This is a genomic window from Desulfacinum hydrothermale DSM 13146, from assembly GCF_900176285.1.
Taxonomy (GTDB): domain Bacteria; phylum Desulfobacterota; class Syntrophobacteria; order Syntrophobacterales; family DSM-9756; genus Desulfacinum; species Desulfacinum hydrothermale.
Genome location: NZ_FWXF01000003.1, coordinates 221,979 through 244,026 on the forward strand (window position 1 = coordinate 221,979; position 22,048 = coordinate 244,026).

The 22,048-nt window shown below is 60.4% G+C and carries 19 protein-coding genes, 1 pseudogene and 1 riboswitch; of the genes and pseudogenes, 16 read left to right on the forward strand and 4 right to left on the reverse strand.

The features are described 5' to 3' along the window. Positions 1 to 91 precede the first annotated feature (91 nt). Together B9A12_RS04770 and B9A12_RS04775 are read left to right on the forward strand one after the other, a co-directional pair. Positions 92 to 463: a hypothetical protein gene (locus B9A12_RS04770; protein ID WP_084056737.1), complete on the forward strand. Its 372-nt coding sequence runs from the start codon at positions 92 to 94 to the stop codon at positions 461 to 463. A 160-nt stretch (positions 464 to 623) separates the two neighbouring features. After that, a riboswitch (Fluoride riboswitch) is annotated at positions 624 to 690 on the forward strand. 131 nt (positions 691 to 821) lie between these two features. Beyond that, positions 822 to 2,603 (forward strand): dynamin family protein, encoded by a 1,782-nt coding sequence (locus tag B9A12_RS04775; protein ID WP_170920350.1) that lies wholly within the window; start codon positions 822 to 824, stop codon positions 2,601 to 2,603. Positions 2,604 to 2,673: 70 nt separating this feature from the next. Here the strand turns inward: B9A12_RS04775 and B9A12_RS04780 are convergent, their stop codons facing one another. Together B9A12_RS04780 and B9A12_RS04785 are read right to left on the reverse strand one after the other, a co-directional pair. After that, the gene (locus B9A12_RS04780) at positions 2,674 to 3,414 is read right to left on the reverse strand and encodes an SIR2 family NAD-dependent protein deacylase (protein WP_084056739.1); all 741 of its coding nucleotides are present in this window, start codon (positions 3,412 to 3,414) and stop codon (positions 2,674 to 2,676) included. Further along, positions 3,411 to 4,202 carry an ATP-grasp domain-containing protein gene (locus tag B9A12_RS04785; protein ID WP_084056740.1) on the reverse strand — a complete coding sequence of 264 codons (792 nt, stop codon included), beginning with the start codon at positions 4,200 to 4,202 and terminating at the stop codon, positions 3,411 to 3,413. The genes B9A12_RS04780 and B9A12_RS04785 overlap by 4 nt, the downstream gene beginning before the upstream one ends. Positions 4,203 to 4,326: 124 nt before the next feature. On the opposite strand from B9A12_RS04785, the gene B9A12_RS04790 reads away from it, so the two are divergent. The 12 genes from B9A12_RS04790 (at position 4,327) to prxU (ending at position 18,601) form a co-directional block, all read left to right on the forward strand. Further along, positions 4,327 to 4,917, forward strand: a complete 591-nt coding sequence (locus B9A12_RS04790; protein WP_084056741.1) for a flavodoxin family protein — start codon at positions 4,327 to 4,329, stop codon at positions 4,915 to 4,917. 94 nt (positions 4,918 to 5,011) lie between these two features. Beyond that, positions 5,012 to 5,668, forward strand: coding sequence for a queuosine precursor transporter (locus B9A12_RS04795; RefSeq protein ID WP_084056742.1), 657 nt, complete (start codon positions 5,012 to 5,014; stop codon positions 5,666 to 5,668). Between the two features lie 144 nt (positions 5,669 to 5,812). After that, the gene (locus tag B9A12_RS04800; RefSeq protein ID WP_170920352.1) at positions 5,813 to 7,516 is read left to right on the forward strand and encodes an ABC transporter ATP-binding protein; all 1,704 of its coding nucleotides are present in this window, start codon (positions 5,813 to 5,815) and stop codon (positions 7,514 to 7,516) included. 24 nt (positions 7,517 to 7,540) lie between these two features. Further along, positions 7,541 to 9,388: an ABC transporter ATP-binding protein gene (locus tag B9A12_RS04805; protein WP_084056744.1), complete on the forward strand. Its 1,848-nt coding sequence runs from the start codon at positions 7,541 to 7,543 to the stop codon at positions 9,386 to 9,388. Between the two features lie 103 nt (positions 9,389 to 9,491). After that, entirely contained in the window at positions 9,492 to 9,983 is a 492-nt protein-coding gene (locus B9A12_RS04810) for a MamS/MamX family magnetosome protein (RefSeq protein WP_084056745.1), read from the forward strand. Positions 9,984 to 10,059: 76 nt separating this feature from the next. Then, the gene (locus tag B9A12_RS04815; protein ID WP_084056746.1) at positions 10,060 to 11,175 is read left to right on the forward strand and encodes a metallophosphoesterase; all 1,116 of its coding nucleotides are present in this window, start codon (positions 10,060 to 10,062) and stop codon (positions 11,173 to 11,175) included. Positions 11,176 to 11,445: 270 nt separating this feature from the next. Then, positions 11,446 to 11,721 carry an RNA recognition motif domain-containing protein gene (locus B9A12_RS04820; RefSeq protein WP_084056747.1) on the forward strand — a complete coding sequence of 92 codons (276 nt, stop codon included), beginning with the start codon at positions 11,446 to 11,448 and terminating at the stop codon, positions 11,719 to 11,721. 215 nt (positions 11,722 to 11,936) lie between these two features. Further along, a complete protein-coding gene (locus B9A12_RS04825; protein WP_084056748.1) occupies positions 11,937 to 12,362 on the forward strand; it encodes a MarR family winged helix-turn-helix transcriptional regulator in 426 nt (141 codons plus the stop codon). A 142-nt stretch (positions 12,363 to 12,504) separates the two neighbouring features. Next, on the forward strand, positions 12,505 to 14,208 hold the full coding sequence (locus B9A12_RS04830) for an acyl-CoA dehydrogenase family protein (RefSeq protein WP_084056749.1): 1,704 nt from the start codon (positions 12,505 to 12,507) through the stop codon (positions 14,206 to 14,208). Positions 14,209 to 15,453: 1,245 nt separating this feature from the next. Then, positions 15,454 to 16,611, forward strand: a complete 1,158-nt coding sequence (locus B9A12_RS04835) for an oxidoreductase (RefSeq protein ID WP_084056750.1) — start codon at positions 15,454 to 15,456, stop codon at positions 16,609 to 16,611. Positions 16,612 to 16,633: 22 nt separating this feature from the next. Then, on the forward strand, positions 16,634 to 17,533 hold the full coding sequence (locus B9A12_RS04840) for a sensor domain-containing diguanylate cyclase (RefSeq protein WP_084056751.1): 900 nt from the start codon (positions 16,634 to 16,636) through the stop codon (positions 17,531 to 17,533). 366 nt (positions 17,534 to 17,899) lie between these two features. Beyond that, entirely contained in the window at positions 17,900 to 18,601 is a 702-nt protein-coding gene (prxU, locus tag B9A12_RS04845; RefSeq protein WP_084056752.1) for a thioredoxin-dependent peroxiredoxin, read from the forward strand. Positions 18,602 to 19,159: 558 nt separating this feature from the next. Here the strand turns inward: prxU and B9A12_RS17275 are convergent. Together B9A12_RS17275 and B9A12_RS16645 are read right to left on the reverse strand one after the other, a co-directional pair. Continuing rightward, positions 19,160 to 19,753, reverse strand: a complete 594-nt coding sequence (locus B9A12_RS17275) for a transposase (protein WP_212636826.1) — start codon at positions 19,751 to 19,753, stop codon at positions 19,160 to 19,162. A 112-nt stretch (positions 19,754 to 19,865) separates the two neighbouring features. Further along, complete coding sequence (locus tag B9A12_RS16645; protein ID WP_139796491.1) at positions 19,866 to 20,123, reverse strand: hypothetical protein; 258 nt, start codon at positions 20,121 to 20,123, stop codon at positions 19,866 to 19,868. A gap of 143 nt (positions 20,124 to 20,266) precedes the next feature. Between B9A12_RS16645 and B9A12_RS04855 the strand changes: the two genes are divergently transcribed. After that, positions 20,267 to 21,088, forward strand: a complete 822-nt coding sequence (locus B9A12_RS04855; RefSeq protein ID WP_084056753.1) for a potassium channel family protein — start codon at positions 20,267 to 20,269, stop codon at positions 21,086 to 21,088. A 762-nt stretch (positions 21,089 to 21,850) separates the two neighbouring features. Continuing rightward, a pseudogene (locus B9A12_RS17280) lies at positions 21,851 to 22,048 on the forward strand (IS1182 family transposase); the annotation flags it as partial.

Here is a 22,048-nt window from a genome sequence, read left to right on the forward strand (position 1 = left end):
GGCCGGGGGCCCCCTTATCTCACCCCAAGCGAGCCGGCCATGGTGAAGGCGGCTCATCCACCCCAAAAAGAAAACCGGAAGGCCCGGATCCATGCAGATGACTTTTCAAGGAGCGCTTTACCTGGTTGCCGCCGTTGTGCTCACCGGCATCTACCTGGCACGGGAACGCGGCCTGGCCAAGATCGACCGGACCGCCCTCCCGGAGCTTGAGCCGGCGGAAGTGGAACGATTGAAGGGCCTTTTGGCCACCGCCTACCAGCGCACCATGTATCTGGCCGTATCGCTCTATTACCTGGCTTTCGTCACCCTCTTCCATCGCACGGTACAGGCCAAATGGTTCGGCATGATCCTGGCCGTGAGCCTCTTTTTCTACAACATTCCACCCCGGAACCGGGCCATGCGCATCGTCACCGAGGCCGGCCTGGACTGGAAAGAATTGAACCGGCGCCACATAAAACTCTGAACACCGCCCTTTATTCCACACCCCCCAGGCGGCCCTCTCCCCCGCCGGCGACTCATGGGCCCCCGTCTGATGGCAAAGCTAGGCATGGCGGTACGGGCCCACAGGCCCTTGCGCACACCGAACAAGTTGACATCCCTTCATGCGACTGCTAACAAGTCGAAAAACGAAAGGCAATGAAGTCTGCCTGAAACGCCCTCACGTTCTGGGATGATGACTTCTACTCACGCGGGTGGGGGAAGTCTGTATCGCAGGACGGGGCGAGCCCCATCCGCCACGGCCGATGGGGTTTTTTGTTTTTGGAGATCCAAACAAAGCCCCTATCGTGAGACTTTGTCGCGTTTTTCCAGGAGGGTTGTCCATGATGCTCGAACGATTTCGACACGAATCGGAGAATCTGCTTTCCGCCTTGGAGGATCTCAAGGGCTTGGCCGAACTTCGCGCGGACCAAGCCGTCGGTGACAACGTGGAGGCTCTGCGGCGCAAGCTTTTGGAAAACAAATTCTATCTGGTGGTGCTGGGCCAGTTCAAACGGGGAAAGAGCACCTTTATCAACAGCCTGCTGGGAACCCGGCTGCTGCCGACCGCCGTGGTACCGCTCACCTCCATCGTTACCGTCCTGAGCCATGGAGAGGACGAGCACATGGAAGTCCATTTCGAAAATGGAGACAAGCGATCCGTTGGCCGAGAAGAGCTGGCGGATTACGTCACCGAAAAGGGCAATCCCGGCAACGAAAAGCAGGTGGTGCAGGTCCGGATCACGTATCCCTCGCCCTATCTAAAGGATGGCGTCCATATCATCGATACCCCGGGGGTGGGCTCCATCTTCTCCAACAACACCCAGGAGACCTACAACTTTCTGCCCAAAGTGGACGCCGCCCTGTTTCTCTTCGCGGCGGATCCTCCCATCAGCCAGGAAGAAATCGATTTCCTGAAGGATATCCGGGAGTATGTCGGAAAGATCTTCTTCATCCAAAACAAGATCGATCATGTGGACGAAGCGGACCTGCTGGAATCCATGGCTTTTTCCAAGGCGGTCATCCAGGAGGCGTTGGGCAACACGTCCATCGAGATCCACCCCCTGTCGGCCAAGCTGGCCCTGGAAGGCAAGCTGACCGGAGATGAGGAGAAGCTGCAGCGAAGTCGTCTGCCCGAATTCGACCAGGTGCTGGGCCAATTCCTCACCCGGGAAAAGGGCAAGGTGTTGCTTCAGTCGGTCTTGCAGAGCGGTTTCAAGTATCTGGCGGACGAAGAGTTTGCCATCAAGCTGGAACAAAAAGCCGCGGCCACGCCCCTTCAGGAGTTGGAGGAGAAGATCCAGCTCTTCGACCGGGAACTCAAGCGGATCCTCGACCAGAAGCACGATAACGACTACCTCTATGAAGGCGAGATCAAGAGGCTCATGGACCTTTTGGATCGGGACATGGACCGATTCCGCAAGGAGACGATTCCGGAACTGCTGGAAGATCTGCGAAAGACCGGCGAAAGCAACCGCCACCTGCCGGCCGGCGAGTATGTGAAGCTGATGGAAAACGCCCTGCGCGAGGGCATCGTTCGTAGCTTCGACGAATGGATCGTGCGCCAGGAAGAGCGCCTCAATGAACATTACGGGGAAATTTCCAAGCGGTTTTCCGACCGAGCCAATGAGATCATTGCCAACCTGCAGGCGGCCTCCGCCAAACTGTTCGATTTGACCTTCGAGCAGGTAACGGCCGACGAGGCCATCAGCACGGAGACGCGCTTTTATTACCTGCTGGGAGACCGCCCCCGCTTCTTCGATATCGGCAAGGCCTTGGAGTTCCTGTCCCATCGACTGCTGCCCAAGAGCCTTTCCCAGGCGAAGGTGCTCAAGGATATCTTGAAGAAGTTGCCGGAGCGGATCGATGCCAACTGCGGGCGGGTGCGCAGCGACTTCAAATACCGCATTCAGCAGAGTTTTCTGGACTTCCGCTGGAACCTGAATGGAAAGATCGACGCCACCGCGGCAAGTATTCGCCAGGCATTGGAAAAGGCCGTGGAGATGAAAAAGGCGGGAGCCACGGAGCTGGATCAGATGACCGAGCAACTGAATGCGCAATGGAAGCAACTGGAGGCCGTGAAGCGCCGCCTCCAGGAACTGCGAGCATCTCTGGACCACATCTGAGGGCCTGCCCGAAAAGGGCCGGCGCCGCAAAGCGCCCACCCGTTCAAACAGTCGCCAAGGCCGGGGCCCTTCAGCCCACCACCCGGGGCACCAGGTCGCCGGCCTTTCCCTGCAGACTCACCGAAAGGGCCCGGCTGTACGGGGTGGGCTCCAGATTGATCTCGGCCACGAACGCCCCGTTTTCTTTGGCGTATAGGCCCATGGACGCCGCGGGCTGCACCACCCCGGAGGTACCGATCACCAACATCACATCGCATTCCTCCAGGGCCTCGTAGGCGCGGCGGAGCAGATCCGGATCCAGGGATTCCCCGAACCAAACCACGTCGGGGCGCCACATACCGCCGCAGTCCTGGCACAGCGGCGGAAAAGGAATCGGCACCCGGCGGTCTTCCCGGCGCTGCCCGCACCGGGAACAGCGCACGCGCCAGATATTGCCGTGCAGTTCCCACACGTTTTCACTTCCCGCCGCCTGGTGCAATCCGTCGATGTTTTGAGTCAACAGCACGAAGGATTCCTTGGCCGCCTCCAGCGCCACCAGGGCCTTGTGGGCGGCATTGGGCTGCAAGGGCGCCAGGACCTCGCGTCGGTAATTGTAAAAGTCCCAGACCAGTTGAGGATCCCGGGCGAAGGCCTCGGGCGTGGCCAGATCGGTGGCCTTGTGTTGACGCCACAAACCGCCCGCCCCGCGGAAGGTGGGCACCCCCGATTCGGCGCTGATCCCCGCTCCGGTGAGCACCACCACCCGGGACGCCTCGCGCACCTTTTCCTTCACCCGCTGCAGGTTTTGAGCCGCCTGTTCCGGTCGGGTCATAGCCAGCCTCCCTCGTCCAGCTCCCTGAAAATCTGGTAGATATCCAGACCCCGTCGATGAAAGCCCTCCAAGCCGTAGGCCATGTTGGCCTCCAACACCCACCACCGGCCGTGGTGCCGACAGAGATCCAACGCCACCTCGTCGAACCGGCACACGTTCGCCACCCACCGGGCAAAGTCCAAGGCGGCCTGCGGAATGGCATCGAAGCAAATGCGCCCCCCGCACGACACGTTGTTTCGGAAATCGCCCGGCCGGGCGATCCGCCAGTAGGCGTGCACCACCCGTCCGGCCAGCAAAACCACGCGCAGATCCCGATCGATGGGCAGATATTCTTGGACATAGGCCGGGTTGTGTTCCGACACATAGGCCGTCAAGGCGCAAGAGTCCTCGACCCGCCACACCCCCCGGCCCTGGGACGAACCCACCGGGGTTTTGGCCACGAACGGAAAGGAAAAGTCGGCCAGGATCCTTTCTTCCCGGTCCCGTCCATAGTAGATGCCCGTGCGGGGGTGGGGCACGTCCAGGAGCTGAAAGAGCTGGGTCTGGCGGATCTTGTTTCCCATGAAGGCGTAGTAGTTTCGGGGAAAGACCTCCTTGCCCCCGGCCCGAAAGAGTTCTTCATAGAGTCGGCTGGGGTAATAGAGGGTGGGTGCTTGCCGGATCGCCCGCTTTTCGTCGTCCCCATAGTCGTCCCAGTTGGGATGGACGCCGAGACAATGAAACGAACGGCAGCGTCTCACTCTCTTTCCCAGGGATAGACGATGATGGCGCCCCCGCATATCCGTCATGACTCGCCCGCTTTCGTCATCCACAATCCGTGATGGGTGGTGTCGGCGCTTTTTATGTGACACGGGACGGGTTTGGTGTCAAAATTTTCCAACCCAATACACATCACGGCCTTGGGAGGTAACCATGGCAACGATCACGGCCCTGTACGGCAGCCCCCGAAAAGATGGCAACACGGCGTTGCTGCTCCGCAAAGCGTTGGAAGGCGCACGCCAGGAAGGCGCTCGCGTTGAGGAATTTTACCTTCGGGACCTCAAGATCTCCCCCTGCCTGGAACTCTACGGCTGCAAAGAAGGTGGCCGATGTGTCATCGACGACGACTTTCATCAGGTGGCCGATGCGATCCGCCGATCCCAAGGCGTGATCCTGGCCTCGCCCGTCTTCTTTTACACCGTCTCCGCTCACACCAAGATCTTCATGGACCGATGTCAGTCTCTGTGGGTGAAGCGCTACTGGATCGACGGAACCCCCTTCGGATCCAAGGCATACGAAAGGCGCGGATTCTTCATCGCCGCCGGGGCCACCCGGGGAAAGAAGCTTTTCGACGGGGTGGTGCTGACCGCCCGGTACTTCTTCGACGCACTGGGAGCCGATCTTTGGGATTCGCTCCTTGTGCGGGGCGTGGACGCCGAAGGGGACGTGCTCCAGCACCCCGAGCACTTGAAAGTGGCCCACGAAAAGGGTAAAAAGTTCGCCCGCCTCCTGCGGGAGGCGTAACGGGCCGGTCCCTCCACGGCCAGGTACCGCCCGGATCGCCGGATCCCGCGGACCGGTCACCGTCAGACAAATGAAAGGAGCTTGGAATTCGGTCATGGAAAGCAAGGATCAAAAGGCCTTTTTGGTACTCAACAGCCTCTTCGTGGGCAGTCTGGTGATCGCATCGGTTCTTGCCAGTAAGATCATCACCGTGTTCGGGCTGGTGGTGCCCGCGGGCGTTCTGGCCTATTGCATCACCTTCGTCATCACGGACGTCATCAGCGAATTGTGGGGGCGCGAGCGGGCGGCCTCCACGGTTCTGGGAGGTTTTCTCGCCCTCCTCTTTTCCTTGGTGCTGGTGCGATTGGCCATCGCCTGGCCGCCCGCCGGTTTCTGGCCCCATGACGAGAGCTTCCGAACGATCCTGGACAGCACATCGCGCATCATCGTGGCCTCCTTTACCGCCTACCTGCTCAGCCAATACCACGACGTGTGGGCCTTTCACCTGCTCAAGCGGCTCACCGGAGGCAGGCACCTGTGGCTTCGAAACAACGCTTCCACCGCCGTCTCCCAGCTCATCGACACGGTCGTCTTCGTCACCATCGCCTTCTACGGTTCCATGCCGGTGCTGCCATTGATTTTGGGTCAGTGGGTCGTTAAGCTCACCATCGCGGCCCTGGACACCCCGGTGATCTACGCGGTGATCTGGCTGCTGCGCACCCGGCAGTGGGCCCCTGTCCAAGCCGCGGCGGAAACGGCCGGCGCTCGGTAGCAAAAGCAGAGCCGGCACCCGGTGCCGTCCGGATCGCGGGTTTCTGTTCTCGGTATCCGGTTCTCTGTTGTGGGACCACGACTGACGGACCCCTCCATGCCCCCTTCTCCAGGATCCCGGGCGTCCCCAGGCGCCCTCCACGTCTTGAAGCCGTTCCTGCGCCACCAGGCCGGGCGCCTGGCAGCGGGATTTGCCGCCCTGTGGATCGTGGATCTTCTCCAGGTCTGGATCCCCCGGGTGATCAAGCATGCGGTGGACGCCCTGGCCCGGCCGGGCATGACCCAGGGCAGGCTCTTTTTCTACGGGGCGGAGATCGCGGGATTGGCCTTGCTGATCGCCGTCTTCCGCTACCTGTGGCGCATCTTGCTCCTGGGTTTTTCCCGTCTTCTGGAACGGGATCTTCGCCATCAGATGGTGGAGCGCATCCTCTATCTGGACCGGACCGTCTTTTCCCGGCGGAGCACCGGCGACTTCATGGCCCTTTCGGGTAACGATCTGGCCTCGGTACAGCTGGCGTGCGGCATGGGCCTGGTGGCCTTCGCCGACGCCGTCATCATGAGCCTGGCGGCCCTGGCCTTCATGGCCTACATCCACCCCGTCCTCACGGTGGTGGCCACGGCCCCCATGCCCCTGTTGGCTTTCGCCACGCGGTTCCTGTCGGCACGTCTTCACAGGCGCTTCATGCGGGTCCAGGAGCTCTTTTCCCAGCTCACCGAGCGGGCCCGGTCCACGTTTTCGTCCATCCACCTTTACAAGGCCTATACCCAGGAAGAAGCCCAATGCCGCCGCTTCGACGCCGTGGGCCGCGCCTACATCCGCAACAACTTGAAGGTCGCCCTGGTCCAGGGGACCCTCTTTCCCTTCGCGGGACTCACCGCCAATGCCAGCCTGCTTCTCGTTCTTTTCTTCGGCGGGCGCCTTACCCTCCAGGGCGTCATCACCACGGGTGATTTCGTGGCCTTCATCGCCTACCTGCATCTACTCACCTGGCCCATGATGGCCTTCGGCTGGGTGGCCAACCTTTTCCAGCGGGGCCTCACCAGCCTGGGCCGCATCCAAGGCCTGATGGAAGAACGCCCGGCCCTGCAAGAGCCCCCCAACCCCCTGCCGCCCCCGCAACCGCCGGTGACCATCCAGGTGCACGGCTTCACCTTCGCCTATCCCGGGCGATCGGAACCGGCGCTTCGCCGGGTTCACATCACCCTTCCCGTGGGTGTGACAGGTCTTGTGGGGCCCACCGGGTCGGGCAAATCCACCCTCTGCCAGGTTCTGGCCCGGCTCTATCCCATAGAAGACGGGGCCTACCGCATCAACGGCACGGACGTAAACCGCCTCAACGTGGCGGACGTGCGCCGTCTCATCGCCTACGTCCCTCAGGACGGGACGCTCTTTTCCGACACCATCGCCGCCAACATCGCCCTGGGCCGCCCCGAAGCCTCCCGCCAAGAGATCGAAGATGTGGCCCGGGCGGCCGCCATTCACCACGAGATCACGGCCATGGAGCACGGCTACGAAACACGGATCGGAGAAAAGGGCGTGCGGCTTTCCGGCGGCCAACGCCAGCGGATCGCCCTGGCGCGCGCCCTCCTTCTGGACCGGCCGGTGCTTCTCATCGACGACGGCCTGTCCGCCGTGGATCTGGAAACGGAACGCGCCATCCTGCGCGCCATCAAGCCCTACCTGGAAGGCCGCACCTGTCTCATCGTCTCCCATCGGGTGGCGGCCCTGGCGGGCTGCGACCGCATCGTGGTGCTGGATCGCGGGGTGGTGGCGGATCAGGGAAGCCATGACCAGCTGATGGAACGGAACCTCTTCTACCGCACCATCGCGCTTCATCAGACGCAATAGCACGGAATCCGAGGCAACGCTGCGATGCACTACGGCTACGGCTACTTCGAAGAAGGTCATCTGGGCAAGATCCAGGACTTGCGTCTGTGGAAGCGCCTCTTTCCCTACCTGCGTCCCCATGGATCGGAGATCGGCCTGGCCGTGGTCCTTTCCCTGCTCATATCGGCCGCGGACCTGACCCTGCCCTACCTGCTGCGCCTGGGCGTGGACCGCTACATCACAGCCCAGGCCGTCCCCCAGGCCCAGAGACTCCAAGGGCTTTCCAAGCTCGCCGCCCTCTTCGGCGCACTCATGGCCGTGGGCTTTGCCGCCGAATTCTTCCAGGTTCTCTTGCTGGAATGGACCGGGCAGCGGATCATGCACCGACTCCGCCAGGACCTTTTTCGCCACGTGATCGGACTGGACCTGCCCTTTTTCCGCACCAACCCCGTGGGAAAGCTGGTCACGCGCCTCACCAACGACATCCAGAACATGCACGAGATGTTCACCTCCGTGATCGTCACGGTCTTCAACGACCTCCTGCGCATCGTGGGGATCCTGTGCGTTCTTTTCTGGATGGACGCATCCCTGACCGCTATCCTGATCGGCCTCATCCCCATCATGCTGGGCGCCACCCTCAAGTTCAGCCTGCTCGCCCGGGAAGCCTTCCGGCGGATTCGAACCCGCCTGGCCCAAATCAACGCCTTTCTGCAGGAGGTACTGGCCGGCCTTTCCGTCCTCCAGATCTTCGGCCGGGAAGCAGACACTCTGCGGCGCTTCGCGGATCTGAACGAGGCCCACCGGAAGGCCGCCCTGCATCAGATCCATCTTTTCGGGCTGTTCGTCCCCTTCATCGAAGTGCTCAACTCCGCCGCGGTGGCGGTGATCATCTGGTACGGGGGCGGCCAAGCGCTGCGCCAGGCCGTGAGCCTGGGGGTGCTGGTGGCCTTCATCTCCTACATCCGCCTCTTCTTTCGGCCCCTCAGGGAATTGAGTCAGAAATTTTCCATTGTCCAGTCGGCCCTGGCCTCGGCGGAGCGGATCTTCGAGCTCATGGACACCCGCCCCGATCTCCCCGCACCGCCTGCTCCCAAGCGTCTTGAAAAGCTCCAGGGCACCGTGACCTTTCAAGACGTGACCTTCGGCTACGATCCGGACCGGCCGGTCCTTCGAAACGTCTCCTTCCATGTGGATCCGGGACGGACCCTGGCCATCGTCGGCCCCACCGGTGCGGGCAAGACCACCCTCATCAACCTGCTGGAACGATTCTACGATCCCCTGGAAGGACGCGTGCTGGTGGACGGCTGCGACCTGCGGACCCTGGACCCGGCGTGGTGGCGCCGCCGCATGGGCCTGGTGATGCAGGATGTGTTCATCGTACCGGGCACCCTTCGCGAAAACGTCTGCCTGGATGCGGACCCGACCGAAGCCCGGCTCCGACACATCCTGGAACTGGCTCAGCTTTCCGACCTGGTGGAAGCCCTTCCTCTCGGACTGGACACCCCGTTGGGCGAAGGCGGCATCGACCTTTCAGCGGGCCAGAAGCAACTGCTCTCCTTTGCCCGCATGTTGGCACGAGACCCCGTCATCCTTATTTTGGATGAAGCCACCTCCAACGTGGACTCGGAAACGGAAATGCGCATCCAGCGCGCCATCCACAGTGCCATGGCGGGCCGAACGAGTATCGTCATCGCCCACCGGCTGTCCACCATTCGACGGGCGGACAGGATCCTGGTGCTGGACGGAGGTAGGATCGTGGAAGAGGGAACCCACGAGGAGTTGATGGAAAAAAAAGGCCTTTACCATCACCTCATCCTCTTGGACCGGCAGAAAGTCGGCCATGGGACCGTTCCAGAAGGCCGCCTTGCGCGGGATGCGATGGGTGACGATTGAGAAGTGGGCCAAACCTGGAAGAGAGGGACCACTCGCCTCTCACAACGGACGTCTCACATCCAACCACTGACGCAAACCGGAACAGGAAAGGGAGAGTAAGACCATGGAACGATGCAAGCACATTCGGGTTTTGTGGATCTTCTTGGCGCTCAGCCTTTGGATGGGTGCCGCGCCGACCTGGGCCCAGACTCCGCTGGACATGGGCGGCTGGGAGAAGGGGGGCGCTTACGATCGGCTCTACGATCCCCAGGAACGGGACAAGTTCAAGGCCACGGTGCTAGCCATCAAGGAAGTGGTGCCCCTTGAGGGCATGAGCCCCGGGGTGGCTCTGGTGGTGCAGGACCGGGACGGGGAAGAGATCCTGGTGCACCTGGGGCCACGATGGTTCATCGATCCCAACACCATGGGCATCCGTGTGGGCGACAAGGTCAAGGTGTACGGGGCCTGGGCCGAACTGGATGACAAGGACGTTTTCATCGCCTCCAAGGTGAAAAAGAGTGATCATTTCCAGTTCAAGGTGCGCCTCACTCGGGACGGCACCCCCTTCTGGACCCTGAGCCCGGAAGAAGTGGCCAAGGAACGCGCCGGCGAATGAGGAACTTGGCCGGCGGTGCCGGCAGCCGGCCCGCAACAGCGGTCAATGAGCTGAAAGGACATGGCGGCACAAACCCATGTGGACCTTCCTGATCCTCTTTCTCACCGTCTACACTACCATGCACGCGGTCTTCCACTACCGGGTGCGTGTTCTTTTCGGTGATCGAAATCTTCTTCTGGGCCTCTGGCTGGCGTTCCTTGGGCTGATGGTCCTGGCGCCCGTGGTGTGCCGGGTCCTGGAACGACTGGGACACGATCTTGCCGCACGCACCCTGGCTTATGTGGGTTACACCTGGATGGGGTTCGTCTTCCTGGGCTTTTGGGCAGCGATCGCCGTGGGAATCGTCAACGGCGGTGCCTGGACCCTCAACCGCCTGCTGGGCGTCCATCTCAACGCCCTTCCCGGCCGGGGGGCCGCGCTGGCCGTGATCGCTGTGGCGGGCGCCCTCACCGCTTATGGAGCCTTGGAGGCGGGCCGCATCCGCATCGAACGGATCCAGGTGCCCACCGACAAGCTGCCCCCCGGGCACCATCGCCTGGTGGTGGCTCAGATTTCCGACGTACACCTGGGGCTGGTGGGACGCGAAGCACGCCTGCGCAAGATCCTGGAAGCGGCCCGCTCCGTATCACCCGACCTTCTCGTCTCCACGGGGGATTTGGTGGACGGTGCCACCCATTCGCTGGAACACCTCCTGCCCCTCTTTCAATCCTTCCAGCCGCCCTTGGGGAAAGTGGCCATTGTGGGAAACCACGAATACTACGCCGGAATCGAGGCCGCCGTGGATCTCACGCGCCGCGCCGGGTTCACGGTCCTCCGGGACCAGGCCGTCACCGTTGGAAGCCTTCTCAACGTGGTGGGATCCGACGACACCTGGCGCAATCGCCCGGAACGCGAAACCCAACTGCTGCGATCCGTTCCCCAATCCCTCTTCACCCTCTACCTGAAACATCGGCCCCAAGTGTGCCCGGAAACGGTGGGGCTGTTTGATTTGCAGCTTTCCGGCCATACACACCGGGGCCAGATCTTTCCCTTCACCCTCTTTGTGGCGCTCATGTATCGCTACCAGAACGGAACCTACGACCTGGGCGGCGGATCCCTTCTCCATACCAACCGCGGCACGGGAACCTGGGGACCGCCCATCCGCGTCCTGGCTCCGCCGGAATTGACCGTGATCGAGATCGTGAGAAAATGAGGTGCGCCCCCCACCAGATTTCCTTTGACTCCCGGGGCGGTCTGTGCCATGCTTCATTTCACATCCTGTAACAATCCTTCCGATCGATTCGGCCCCCGTCCCATCGGCTTCCTGGAGCAAGATGCGACTTTGGAGGAACCCACGGTCCGCAAGGGTGTTGGGGATGCGTCCGATTTCGGCCGCGCCGTGACGCGGTCTGCTCCCCGGGAGTTCTCGTGGTTGTCAACGGGGGGTACCTCACAAAGAAACCACGCTTGCAAAGGAAGAAGAATGAATCTGTACGTCGGAAACCTCGCCTACGCCGTCACCGAAGATGAACTCCGAGCCGCCTTCGCCGAACACGGTGAAGTGGAAAGCGTCAACATCATTACGGACCGCTACACGGGCCAGTCCAAGGGCTTCGGCTTCGTGGAGATGCCGTCCAATTCCGAGGCGGACAAGGCCATCAAGGCCCTGAACGGCGCCAGCCTCCAGGGACGTCCCATCAAGGTGAACCAGGCGAAGCCCCGCAACAACACCCGTTCTTTCAGGGGCCCCCGCTACTAGAAAACGTTTCCATGGATCCATGGGCCACGATTCCCGCAAAAGCGGGATTCGTGGCTTTTTTTGCCCTTGGCCGCCTGAAGCAAGCCCCCGCCCAGGGCGCCCTCGCCCCCACCCCTGCCTCGACCCCCATGGCGCCAGACCACTTTGGGCCAGGAATTGGCCATTGACTCGGAACCGGTTTGCCCGTATGGTTCGCATGCGAAGGAGGTCAACCCATGCCCACGCTCCCCATAGATCTTCCAGAATGCCTCGTCTTCTTGCTGGGAAAGGCCTACCAGAAGGCCCATGCGGACTTCAAGGCGCGCATCCAGCCCTATGGGCTCACCAACATGCAGCACCTGGTCCTGGAAGGGCTCTGGTACCGCCAAGGCATGACGGCCACCGAACTGGGACGCTGCCTCATCCTGGACAAGGCCACCCTGTCAGGCGTTTTGGATCGGATGGAAGCGGCCGGATGGATCGAAAAACGCCCGGATCCCGAAGACCGGCGCCAGATGCGCCTCTACACCACGAAAAAGGCCGACGCCCTCAAAGACGAGCTCATCCGGGAACGCCGTGAGGCCAACGAAGAGCTGCTGGCCGATTTCACCACGGAAGAACGGGTGCTGCTGAAAAGGCTCCTTCGGGACCTCATCGGCTGAAGCCGACCGTCGGAGCCCCCGTGCGCCGTTTTTTGGACCGTACGATTTGTATGCGAAGCAAGGGGCGGCGCGCCCCGACCGGGAGATCCGTCCCGGGCCTTGGAGAAGGCGACCAACACAAGAACCTAAGGAGGGAAAGATCATGTTGTTGCTGCATCCCAAAAAAGAGGACTACGCCCATCTGGACCCACGGTCCAAGGAGATCATGCAAAAGACCATCGAGTTTTTCGAAACCAAGGGCAAGGCCAAGCTGAAGGCGGATTACCACAACATGGTGTGGTACAAGGACTTCCTGGATTTCGTGAAGGAAAACGAACTCTTCGCGCCACTTCTCACCCCGTCCACCTACGGCGGCGGCGATCCGGCCTACCGGTGGGACACCCGGCGCATCTGCGATATGAACGAGATCCTGGGCTTCTACGGCCTGCCCTACTGGTACACCTGGCAGGTGACCATTCTGGGCCTGGGCCCCATCTGGATGAGCGCCAACGAAACGGCCAAGAAGAAGGCGGCCCAACTGCTCAAAGAAGGTCACATCTTCGCCTTCGGCCTCTCCGAACGGGCCCACGGCGCGGACCTCTACTCCACGGAGATGGCCCTCACCCCGCTGGGCAACGGCCGCTACGTGGCCGACGGGGGCAAGTACTACATCGGCAACGGCAATGAGGCCGCCATGGTGTCCACCTTCGGCAAGAACAGCGAAACGGATGAATACGTCTTCTTCGCCGTGGATTCCCGCCACGAGGCCTACGACTGCGTCCAGAACGTGGTGGCCTGGCAGGGATTCGTGGCCGAATACGCCCTGAACGGCTACCCCGTGACCGAAGACGACATCCTGTCCACGGGCCAGGAGGCCTGGAACGCGGCCCTGAACACGGTCAACGTGGGCAAGTTCAACCTGGGCTGGGGATCCATCGGAATCTGCACCCACGCCCTCTACGAAGCCATCACCCACGCGGCCAACCGCAACCTCTACGGCAAATGGGTGACCGATTTTCCCCACATCCGCCAGCTTTTCGTGGACGCCTATGCGCGCCTGGCGGCCATGAAGCTCTTTTCCACGCGAGCCATCGACTACATGCGCTCCGCCTCCCTGGAAGACCGCCGCTACCTGCTCTACAACCCCATGGTCAAGATGAAGGTGACCACCGAAGGCGAGCACGTGATCAACCTGCTCTGGGATGTGATCGCCGCCCGCGGCTTCGAAAAAGACGTCTATTTCGAAATGGCCGCCCGCGAAATCCGGGCCCTGCCCAAGCTGGAAGGCACCGTGCACGTGAACATGGCCCTGGTGGTCAAGTTCATGAAGAACTTCCTCTTCAACCCCGGCCAGTTCCCGGAAATCCCCAAGCGGGACGATCCGGCCAACGACGATTTTCTCTTCAACCAGGGCCCCACAGGCGGCCTGAGCAAGGTGCTGTTCCACGACTACCGCCTGGCCTACGACAGCATGGACCTGCCCAACCTGGCCGTCTTCAAGGAACAGATCGAAGCCTTCAAGCGCTTCCTCATGGCGGCTCCGCCCAGCAAGGAACAGAGCCGCGACATCGACTTCCTCCTGAGCCTGGGCGAGCTCTTCACGCTGGTGGCCTACGGTCAGCTTATCCTGGAAAAGGCCGCCATGGACGACGTGGACAAGAACCTGGTGGACCAGATCTTCGACGTCATGGTCCGCGACTTCTCCAAGTTCGCCCTGGAGATCTACTCCAAGCCCAACAGCACGCCGGAACAGATGGAACTGTGCCAGAAGATGATCCGAAAGCCCCACGTGGATCCGGCCCGGTTCGGCACCGTCTGGAACGACCACGTCTATGCGCTGAAGGGCGCCTACGAGATGAATGCGTGATGCGATGCCCCCTTCGCCTCCCCTTTCCCCGGGCGGCGAAAGGGGCCATGGCGGATGGATGGGGCCGCGGGCGTAGGAAGGACCTCAGCCGTTTTTGAGGAACCACTCCTCCAGCCGATCCATGGCTTCGTCCAGTTCCACTTCGGAACCACCGAAGGGCAGCCGAATGTGTCCCTCCCGTCGGGGCCGAAGGCCCCGCCGGGGAGGGCGACCACCCGCGCCTCATGAAGGATTGGAGCGGATCGCGTCGGGATCCAGCTGCCAATGCCGATCGTCTCTGATTCATATCGTGATCCGTACTGGCTGGGAGGCTGTCTGACAATGGCCTTTTGGCCTTTCCGACAAATGCAAATAAAATATGCATGTGATGTTTTTTGAGCTTTGATAGGGGCGGATTCGAAACCCGCCTTCTTCCACAAGCCGCAGAGCCTCTTCAGCGCTGCTCGCCGCACACCCTGCCGTGCAAGCCGCGGCCAGCCCATCAGACTGTAGGTGGCGCTCAAAGCCACCAACAAAGCAACGTTCAAAACGAGATCACGATACACGGCATCCTCGATAACCGGAGCGCCTGGTTTGAGGCCACTGTGCCCAACTATATCAACTACTCGGGCCGAATCAATCCAGTCCGCAGGGCGGGTGTCCGAGGCCGGGATGTGGGGGGCCTGATGTACGGACTCGGCAGGATTTGGGGGCACGGCGCCGCCCTGCCCCCCCTTGTAAAATTGGTGTCGGGTAGGTTAGGAGAAAAGAACAGTTAAAAGCCGGACGGAAGCAGAGGTCTAAGACCGGCATGGGAATAGCGAACGGAATACGCAGGGCCCCTGGAAGTACCTCCATCGAAACGAATCTCAACGCACCGAACCCGAAGCTTATGGAAAAGAAATGCCGTCGTCGTTCCCTTCGGTTGAAAGGGAACGAGTATGGGCGGGCCCAAGCCTGTTTAATCATCCTTTGCACCCAGGATCGCGCGTGTGTTCGGTGACGTCCTGGATGAAAAATGCGGCTGCATGCCCTGGGGGAAATCGTGCGAAATGTATGGTAAGAACGCGACACCGGGGCATCCCTTGGTGCATCGACATGACGGATTGTAGGGGCACGGCGCCGCCGTGCCCCTACACCGTAGGACGACCTGGGCCCTGGCGCTGTGCCCCAGTCAACCCACCAAAGGACAAACCGCCTGGTCCGTACGTCCGGGCGACCAACAGGGTTTGTGGGGAGGACACCGTTAATGGGAGGAGGTGCTCCATGAGCAACGTTTCCACCCTTTTTTCTCCCTTTCGTTTGGACGGCCTTCACCTGCCCAACCGCATCACCATGGCGCCCTTTTTTGCCGGCTACGCCCATGGGGACGGCACGGTAAGCCCCCTGCTTCTGGATCACTACCGGGAAATGGCCCGATCGGGGGCCGCCATGATCGTGGTGGAAAACATCGGCGTTCACGAGACGGGATTGGGAAGCCCCTTCATGCTGCGGGCCGACGACGACCGGTATCTCCCCGGTCTGGAACGGCTGGCTGGGATCATCAAGGAAGAAGGCGCCGTGGCGGCGGCCCAGATCAACCACGCCGGCCGTTACGCCCACACGCCCCAGCGGCTGGCGCCGTCCCCCTTTCCGACGGGCGAGGTGGTCCCCCAAGAGATGGACGGAAAGGATTTGGACACCGTCCGACAAGCCTATGCCGACGCGGCTCGAAGGCTCCGCAACGCCGGCTTCGACCTGGTGGAAATCCACGGGGGCACGGGATACCTGCTGGTTCAGTTCCTGTCCCAGCGGACCAACCGGCGCCGGGACGCTTACGGCGGATCGTTGGAAAACCGCATGCGCTATCCCCTGGAAGTGGTGGAGGCAGTGCGCGACGCCGTGGGTCCCAGCTACCCGCTGGGCTACCGGTTTCTGGCCGACGAGTGTCTTCCGGACGGGATCGGCCTCCATGAGACATCCATCTATGCCGCGGAGCTTCAAAAGCGTCGGGTGGCCTATTTGTCCGTGATGGCCGGAACCTACGATTCCTTTTTCCTTCCGGACTACCTGGCCAAGGAAAAGGAACAGGCCTACATGGTGGACTTTGCCGCCCGGATCAAGAGCGCGGTGCCCACCACCCCCGTCATCGCCGCCGGAAGAATCCAGGATCCGGAGACGGCCGAAACCGTTCTCAGCGAAGGCAAGGCGGATCTCATTGGGCTTGCCCGTGTCCTTTTCGTCGACCCCCTTTGGCCGAAAAAGGCCAAGGGTGAGGTGACGGAACCCATGGTGCGTTGCGAACCCACCTGCTCCCTGTGCATGAAGCGGGTTATGAAGGGAAAACCCGCCTTCTGCTCCCAGTGGCCCAGGGAAAAGCGCGAAGCGTTTCTGGCCCGCTGCGGCGAGTCGGCTGCCGAAGCCCAGCAAGACCTGGACGGCTAGCCCAAAGAGGGGGAGGAAATCCATGGACGAAAGCTTCTACAAGAGCCTGTTGGATGCCATGGGCGACGGGGTCTATTTCGTGGACGGGGATCGACGGATCACCTTCTGGAACAAGGCGGCAGAGCGGATCAGCGGATTTGCCGCCCCGGAGGTTCTGGGCAAGTCCTGCGCCGACAATCTCCTCCGGCACGTGGATGAGCAGGGAAGAGAGCTGTGCGTGGAGGGATGTCCCCTGGCGGCCGTGGTCCAAGATGGGAGTATGCGAGAGGCCCACGTCTACATGCGCCACAAGTCGGGCCACCGCATTCCCGTGGAGGTGCGGGCCACGGCCATGCGGGACGGATCGGGAAAGGTGGTGGGGGGCGTGGAGATCTTCAGAACGACTCCCCGCAGGTCCAACATCCGCGAAGAAATCGAAAAGCTGCGAAAAGAAGTGCTCACGGACCCGCTCACCGGCGTGGGCAATCGGCGATACGCCCAGATACGTCTGCGGGAATGCGAAAAGGACTTCCGGAAATACGGCGTGCCCTACGGCGTCCTGTTTCTGGACATCGACCATTTCAAGGCAGTGAACGACACCTGGGGCCACGGCGTGGGAGACAAGGTGCTCTGCATGGTGGCGGGAGTCCTGGATCGCTGCCTCCGGAACCTGGACGCGGCCTGCCGCTGGGGCGGGGAAGAATTTCTCATCCTCTGTCGAAACATTACCGCCGAAGGTCTGGAAACCCTGGCCGAACGGCTGCGCATGCTCATCGAAAAGAGCTGGCTCGATCATCAAGGCCGACAGATCCGGGTGACCGCCTCCCTGGGGGGCGCCCTCTCCCGCCGGGAAGAGATGGCAGACCAGACCGTGGAACGCGCCGACAGGCAGCTTTATCGGAGCAAGGACGAAGGGCGCAACCGCGTGAGCATGGAAATCTGAGGCCCGTTATGGGTGATCGGAAGACCGCGATCCGGGATTTCAAGACCCGGCCGTTGAGATCCGGCGTCACTGACCGCAGCGTCTGCTGACGCCTGAAGGGCGGCCATTGGGCGTGAGCGATGCGGAACGCTTGGCGGCTGTCACCAGGACCTCGCAGCAAAGACACCGGCGGAAGAGGATTTCGGGTCGCACCCTGAAGCAGGCGCCGCCGGACCTGGGAGTGCAGGTTTTTGGCACGATGTGCCACAGGGGGCTTATCCTGGGACGTGGGAACCTAAAGATAGGATGTAGAATACATATACTTGTTGTTAGGCCGCTACGTTGAAAGTATCAGTAGCCCGCCCAAATCTCAAAAAGGAGGTCAGAATGCCAGAAATGAAGGACGGTTGCGTCAAAGCGGCACGCGGGCCAATTGTGCCTACAGTTGAACCCGCTACGGCGAACGTGGATGCAAAACTACAGGAGGGAAGTAAAATGCAAGCGCGCGTTGGGAAAGAAGCCATTGATTTTGAAGCCAACGCCTACATTGAAGGTGTGGGCTTCCAACCGATCAAACTCTCTGATTACAAGGGCAAATGGATTGTCCTGTGCTTCTATCCCGGAGATTTTACGTTCGTCTGACCAACCGAACTGGCGGCGGTCGCCGCCCGCTACGCGGAAATACAAGAACTGGGGGTGGAAGTATTGGCAATGAGCACCGATAGCCGCTTTGTCCACAAGATATGGCAGGAAGAAGAGCTGTCCAAGATGCTCAGCGGTGGTGTACCGTTTCCGATGCTTTCTGACGCAGGCGGAAAGATCGGCGCGCTGTACGGCGTGTACGACGAAGCTGCCGGAGTGGATATTCGAGGACGGTTCATCATCGATCCGGATTTTGTGATCCGGGCGATGGAGGTTCTGACACCGGAGGTGGGCCGGAGCCCCGATGAGCTGATCCGGCAAATCAAGGCATTCCAACACGTGCGGGCAACGGGAGAGGTAACACCGTCGGGGTGGCAGCCCGGGCAGACCACACTCACGCCCGGTCCGGACCTGGTAGGCAAGGTCTGCGAGGTGTGGAAACCTTAATCGGCATAGAAAGCGGCCTAACAATAAAGCTCAGCCGACCCCCGTTGCGGTAGCACAGGCGGGTCGGCTGCCGCGTGTGTAAAACCACACCCTCCCTGCCAATGTGGCCAAGACACATACCACTTGTTCAATTAGTGGGGGTGGGTAGAGGAAAGGATAAGATAACATCAGTTCAGAACCGGGAAAAAGGGGTAGGCATGGGGGTGTCTTGGTGCAGCGAGAAATGGCATTTTCCTCTTCTCCAATAAGCTACTTTTTCGCATTCTCCTGGGGCCGGGTGGCAGGGCCTTAGGGCGCATTGCTTGTTGCTGTCGCGCTCCACTCGATTGGCCTCATTTGCCATTCCGATCAGCTGAAAATTGGCCGGCCTGGCAAGCGACATGGCACATCGCCCGTAACAAGACGCTGCCTCTGGGCGCCGCACCTGCCGGCGACGCTCCTTGACGCTTCCTTGTTCGTCCTTGAAAATTGCATACATCGGGCCCGCCCCGCCGTGATAGGTTCCCTCTCCCTACAGGCCCACAAGGGTGGAACTGGCGAGGCGCATCCCCTTGAAATCTACCGGCAATGGGGCGGGTCCATGGCCGTTTGCCTTTTCTCATTCGAAAGAGCCAACGGCGGAGACGGGGAATTCGCCGGTTTCGTGGCGGATTTCAGCCGACGATAGAAGGTTGCTCGACTTATGCCCAAGGCATCACAAGCCGGGGCGGTTCCCACCTCGGTTCGCCATTGCACCGCCGCCCTTATAAGTTGCTCCCGCCGGTTCCGTGCTTGGGATGGTAAATCCGCGCGGGGCCGGAGATTTTCCTTTTGGACCCGGATGATCTTCTGCGCCTTTTTGATCTGGTCTCGGAGGCGCTGATTTTCCCGCTCCAATTGGGCCACCCGTTTTGCCAGATGGCGGTCCGGGTTCGGTTTTCGGCCCCGTTTCCGGGGAGACAATGCTTTGAGCTGCCCCTCCTCCCGTTGTCTGCGCCAGGTGGTCAAATTCGATGAATAAAGGCCTTCCCGGCGAAGAAGGGCGCCGATCTGCCCGGGCAATCTGCAGGCATCGGCTTCCTCCAGGATGCGCAGCTTATAAGCAGCCGTGAATTTGCGGCGGCGTTTCTTTCCCATGACCTCCGGATCCCGTGCGTTGCGATTCACCCCCATGGGGGCAATTCCAGGCGCCCTAAGGGCCCCTTTCGTCACCCCACGCCTCCCCCTCTTCCCCGATTCTGAACCGATGTCATCCGATTTCTTCTCCTACCCGCCCTGTCCAACTTTAACAAGGGATAGGTGTTCCAAGCACATCGGCCCAGAGGGAGCGACGTTTCCCTTCCAGCCGATATCCTTTCAGGATCGCCACCTTTTTCTTAGCCGTGAAAGAGTCTCGTCGTTTTGCCATCTCGTTTTCTCCCTCCCTGCCCGGTGCAGTCAGCAGACCTAGAGGAAAATTCCACTTCCCTCTGAAGGAAAACAGGGTCAGCACCAGCTTCGTTCCTTGCGAGTTCACATGAATACAAAAAGCGCACATTTTCATGAGCTCACCATGTGCTCTCCCATGTTGTGACTCGGTCAGGAGACCGGCTGGGTGGTTCCGGTAAGGCATGGTTTGTGGTATGGAATGCCCGGGAGTCTTAACACGCTCCAGGCGGGTGTTTTCCCCGCAACGAGGGAATCCCGATGCAGGATGTGGGACGAAGGCTGAGAATCTTTATCGTACTCTTCCTCTTGGCGACGGTAGCCGGAACCGTCGGGTTCATGGTGCTGGAAGATCTGTCGTTTGTGGAAGCCTTCTACTATTGCATCGTCACCATGTCGACCGTGGGCTACGGGGACATTCACCCAACACGGGAAGCGAGCCGGATGTTCGCCGTTTTGCTGATCGTGATGGGGGGAGCGGCCTTTGTGGGCCTGGTCGCCAACGGCACCGAACTGGTCATGCTGAGGCGGGAGACCAGGAGCCGGATGCAAAAGGTGAACATGCTCCTCGGCGTCTTCTTTAGCGAAGTGGGATTCGGCCTCCTCAAGATCTTTTCCGACTACGACCGATCCATCGACACCATTCGAGCGGACCTCCTGATTCAACCCAACTGGAAACCGGCGCAGTTCTTTGCTTCGCAGCAGGTCGTGCGGCAGCACAAAATGAACGTCGACCTGAGGCAAGCTGATCTCGAGGCTTTGTTCGGTTTTCTCAAGCGCAAGAGAAAATTGCTGATCGATCTACTGGAAAATCCTGTGCTCGTGGAACAGGAAGAATTCAGCGATGTGCTGCTGGCCGTGTTCCATCTTGCGGACGAACTGAGTTGCCGGGAAAATCTCGTCGACCTCCCGCAAACCGATCGAGAGCATCTGGCCGGAGACGTGAAGCGCGCCTACCGGAAACTGCTGGAACAGTGGCTGGTGTATCTCATGCACCTCAAGGTTCATTATCCGTATCTGTTTTCCTTAGCGGTCCGGCAGAATCCTTTCGACCCGCAGGCAAACCCGGTGGTTTCCAAATAGAAAACAACGATTGCGGGCTTACCGGACGGATCCGGCTTGCGGCGCGGCATCTTCGCTCAAGACCAGTTTCAACGAAAACCACATCCTGGCCGTCAGCTAGGCCCGATGCGAATACCGCAAACCTGAATCCGTGAAATGCGTTTCGGTGGACTGACCGCATGGATTGGGAATCCCGTTTTGGCGCTCACCCATTCCCTGATCCAGCCACTTTTACGGGGCATCGCCTTTTCAAGCGCTGAAAAGCCCTCATGACCATGCCATCTCAGACATTTCCGGGCACACCTCATCCCCCTTATGGCTAAAGGAGCCTTCAGGCCTTTGCGGAGGTGTCAATTGTCGCCCGTAAAGGGGCCACCGATTGTCAGCCACACTGGTCCACTCTATAAAGTGGCGCCAGGGCGATTCTTCGTCGTTTAGAAAGTGACGATCGAGTCCATCTACTTGATGGAACCACTTCAGAGTGGAGATTCTGACGGGCTCCACAATCGATGCCCGAAGCTTACTGATGTCGGTTCCGATCGTCCCCCAAAGGGTGACAAACTTTCTAACCCTGAATTCTTCTTGCCTCCTTTCCGGGGTTGTTCAGAATGGTCCCGCTTCCAATACGCCTCAAAGGCATCCGCCAACACCCTAGGAGCTTGTCCGAGAATTCATGTCAACTGTATTTGCATGTGATCTATAAAGTCTATATTCATTTGACATATCCATGCCGTTGTGATAAGAATACACCTAATCTAGCATGCGCGCATGGGGGAATCTGTCATGGCTCGTTTCAAATACGACCCAACTCAGTTTCGCCAACGGCAATTGTTTCCAAGTTCCGTATTTGATCTTTTGCCGAAGGATCACGCCTGTTTCGTTTTTGACGAAATCCTGGAACAACTCGACGTATCCAGTGCGGAAGAGGGCTACAGCTTTATTGGGCAGAGAGCTTATCCTCCCAAAAGGTTGCTTGCGATT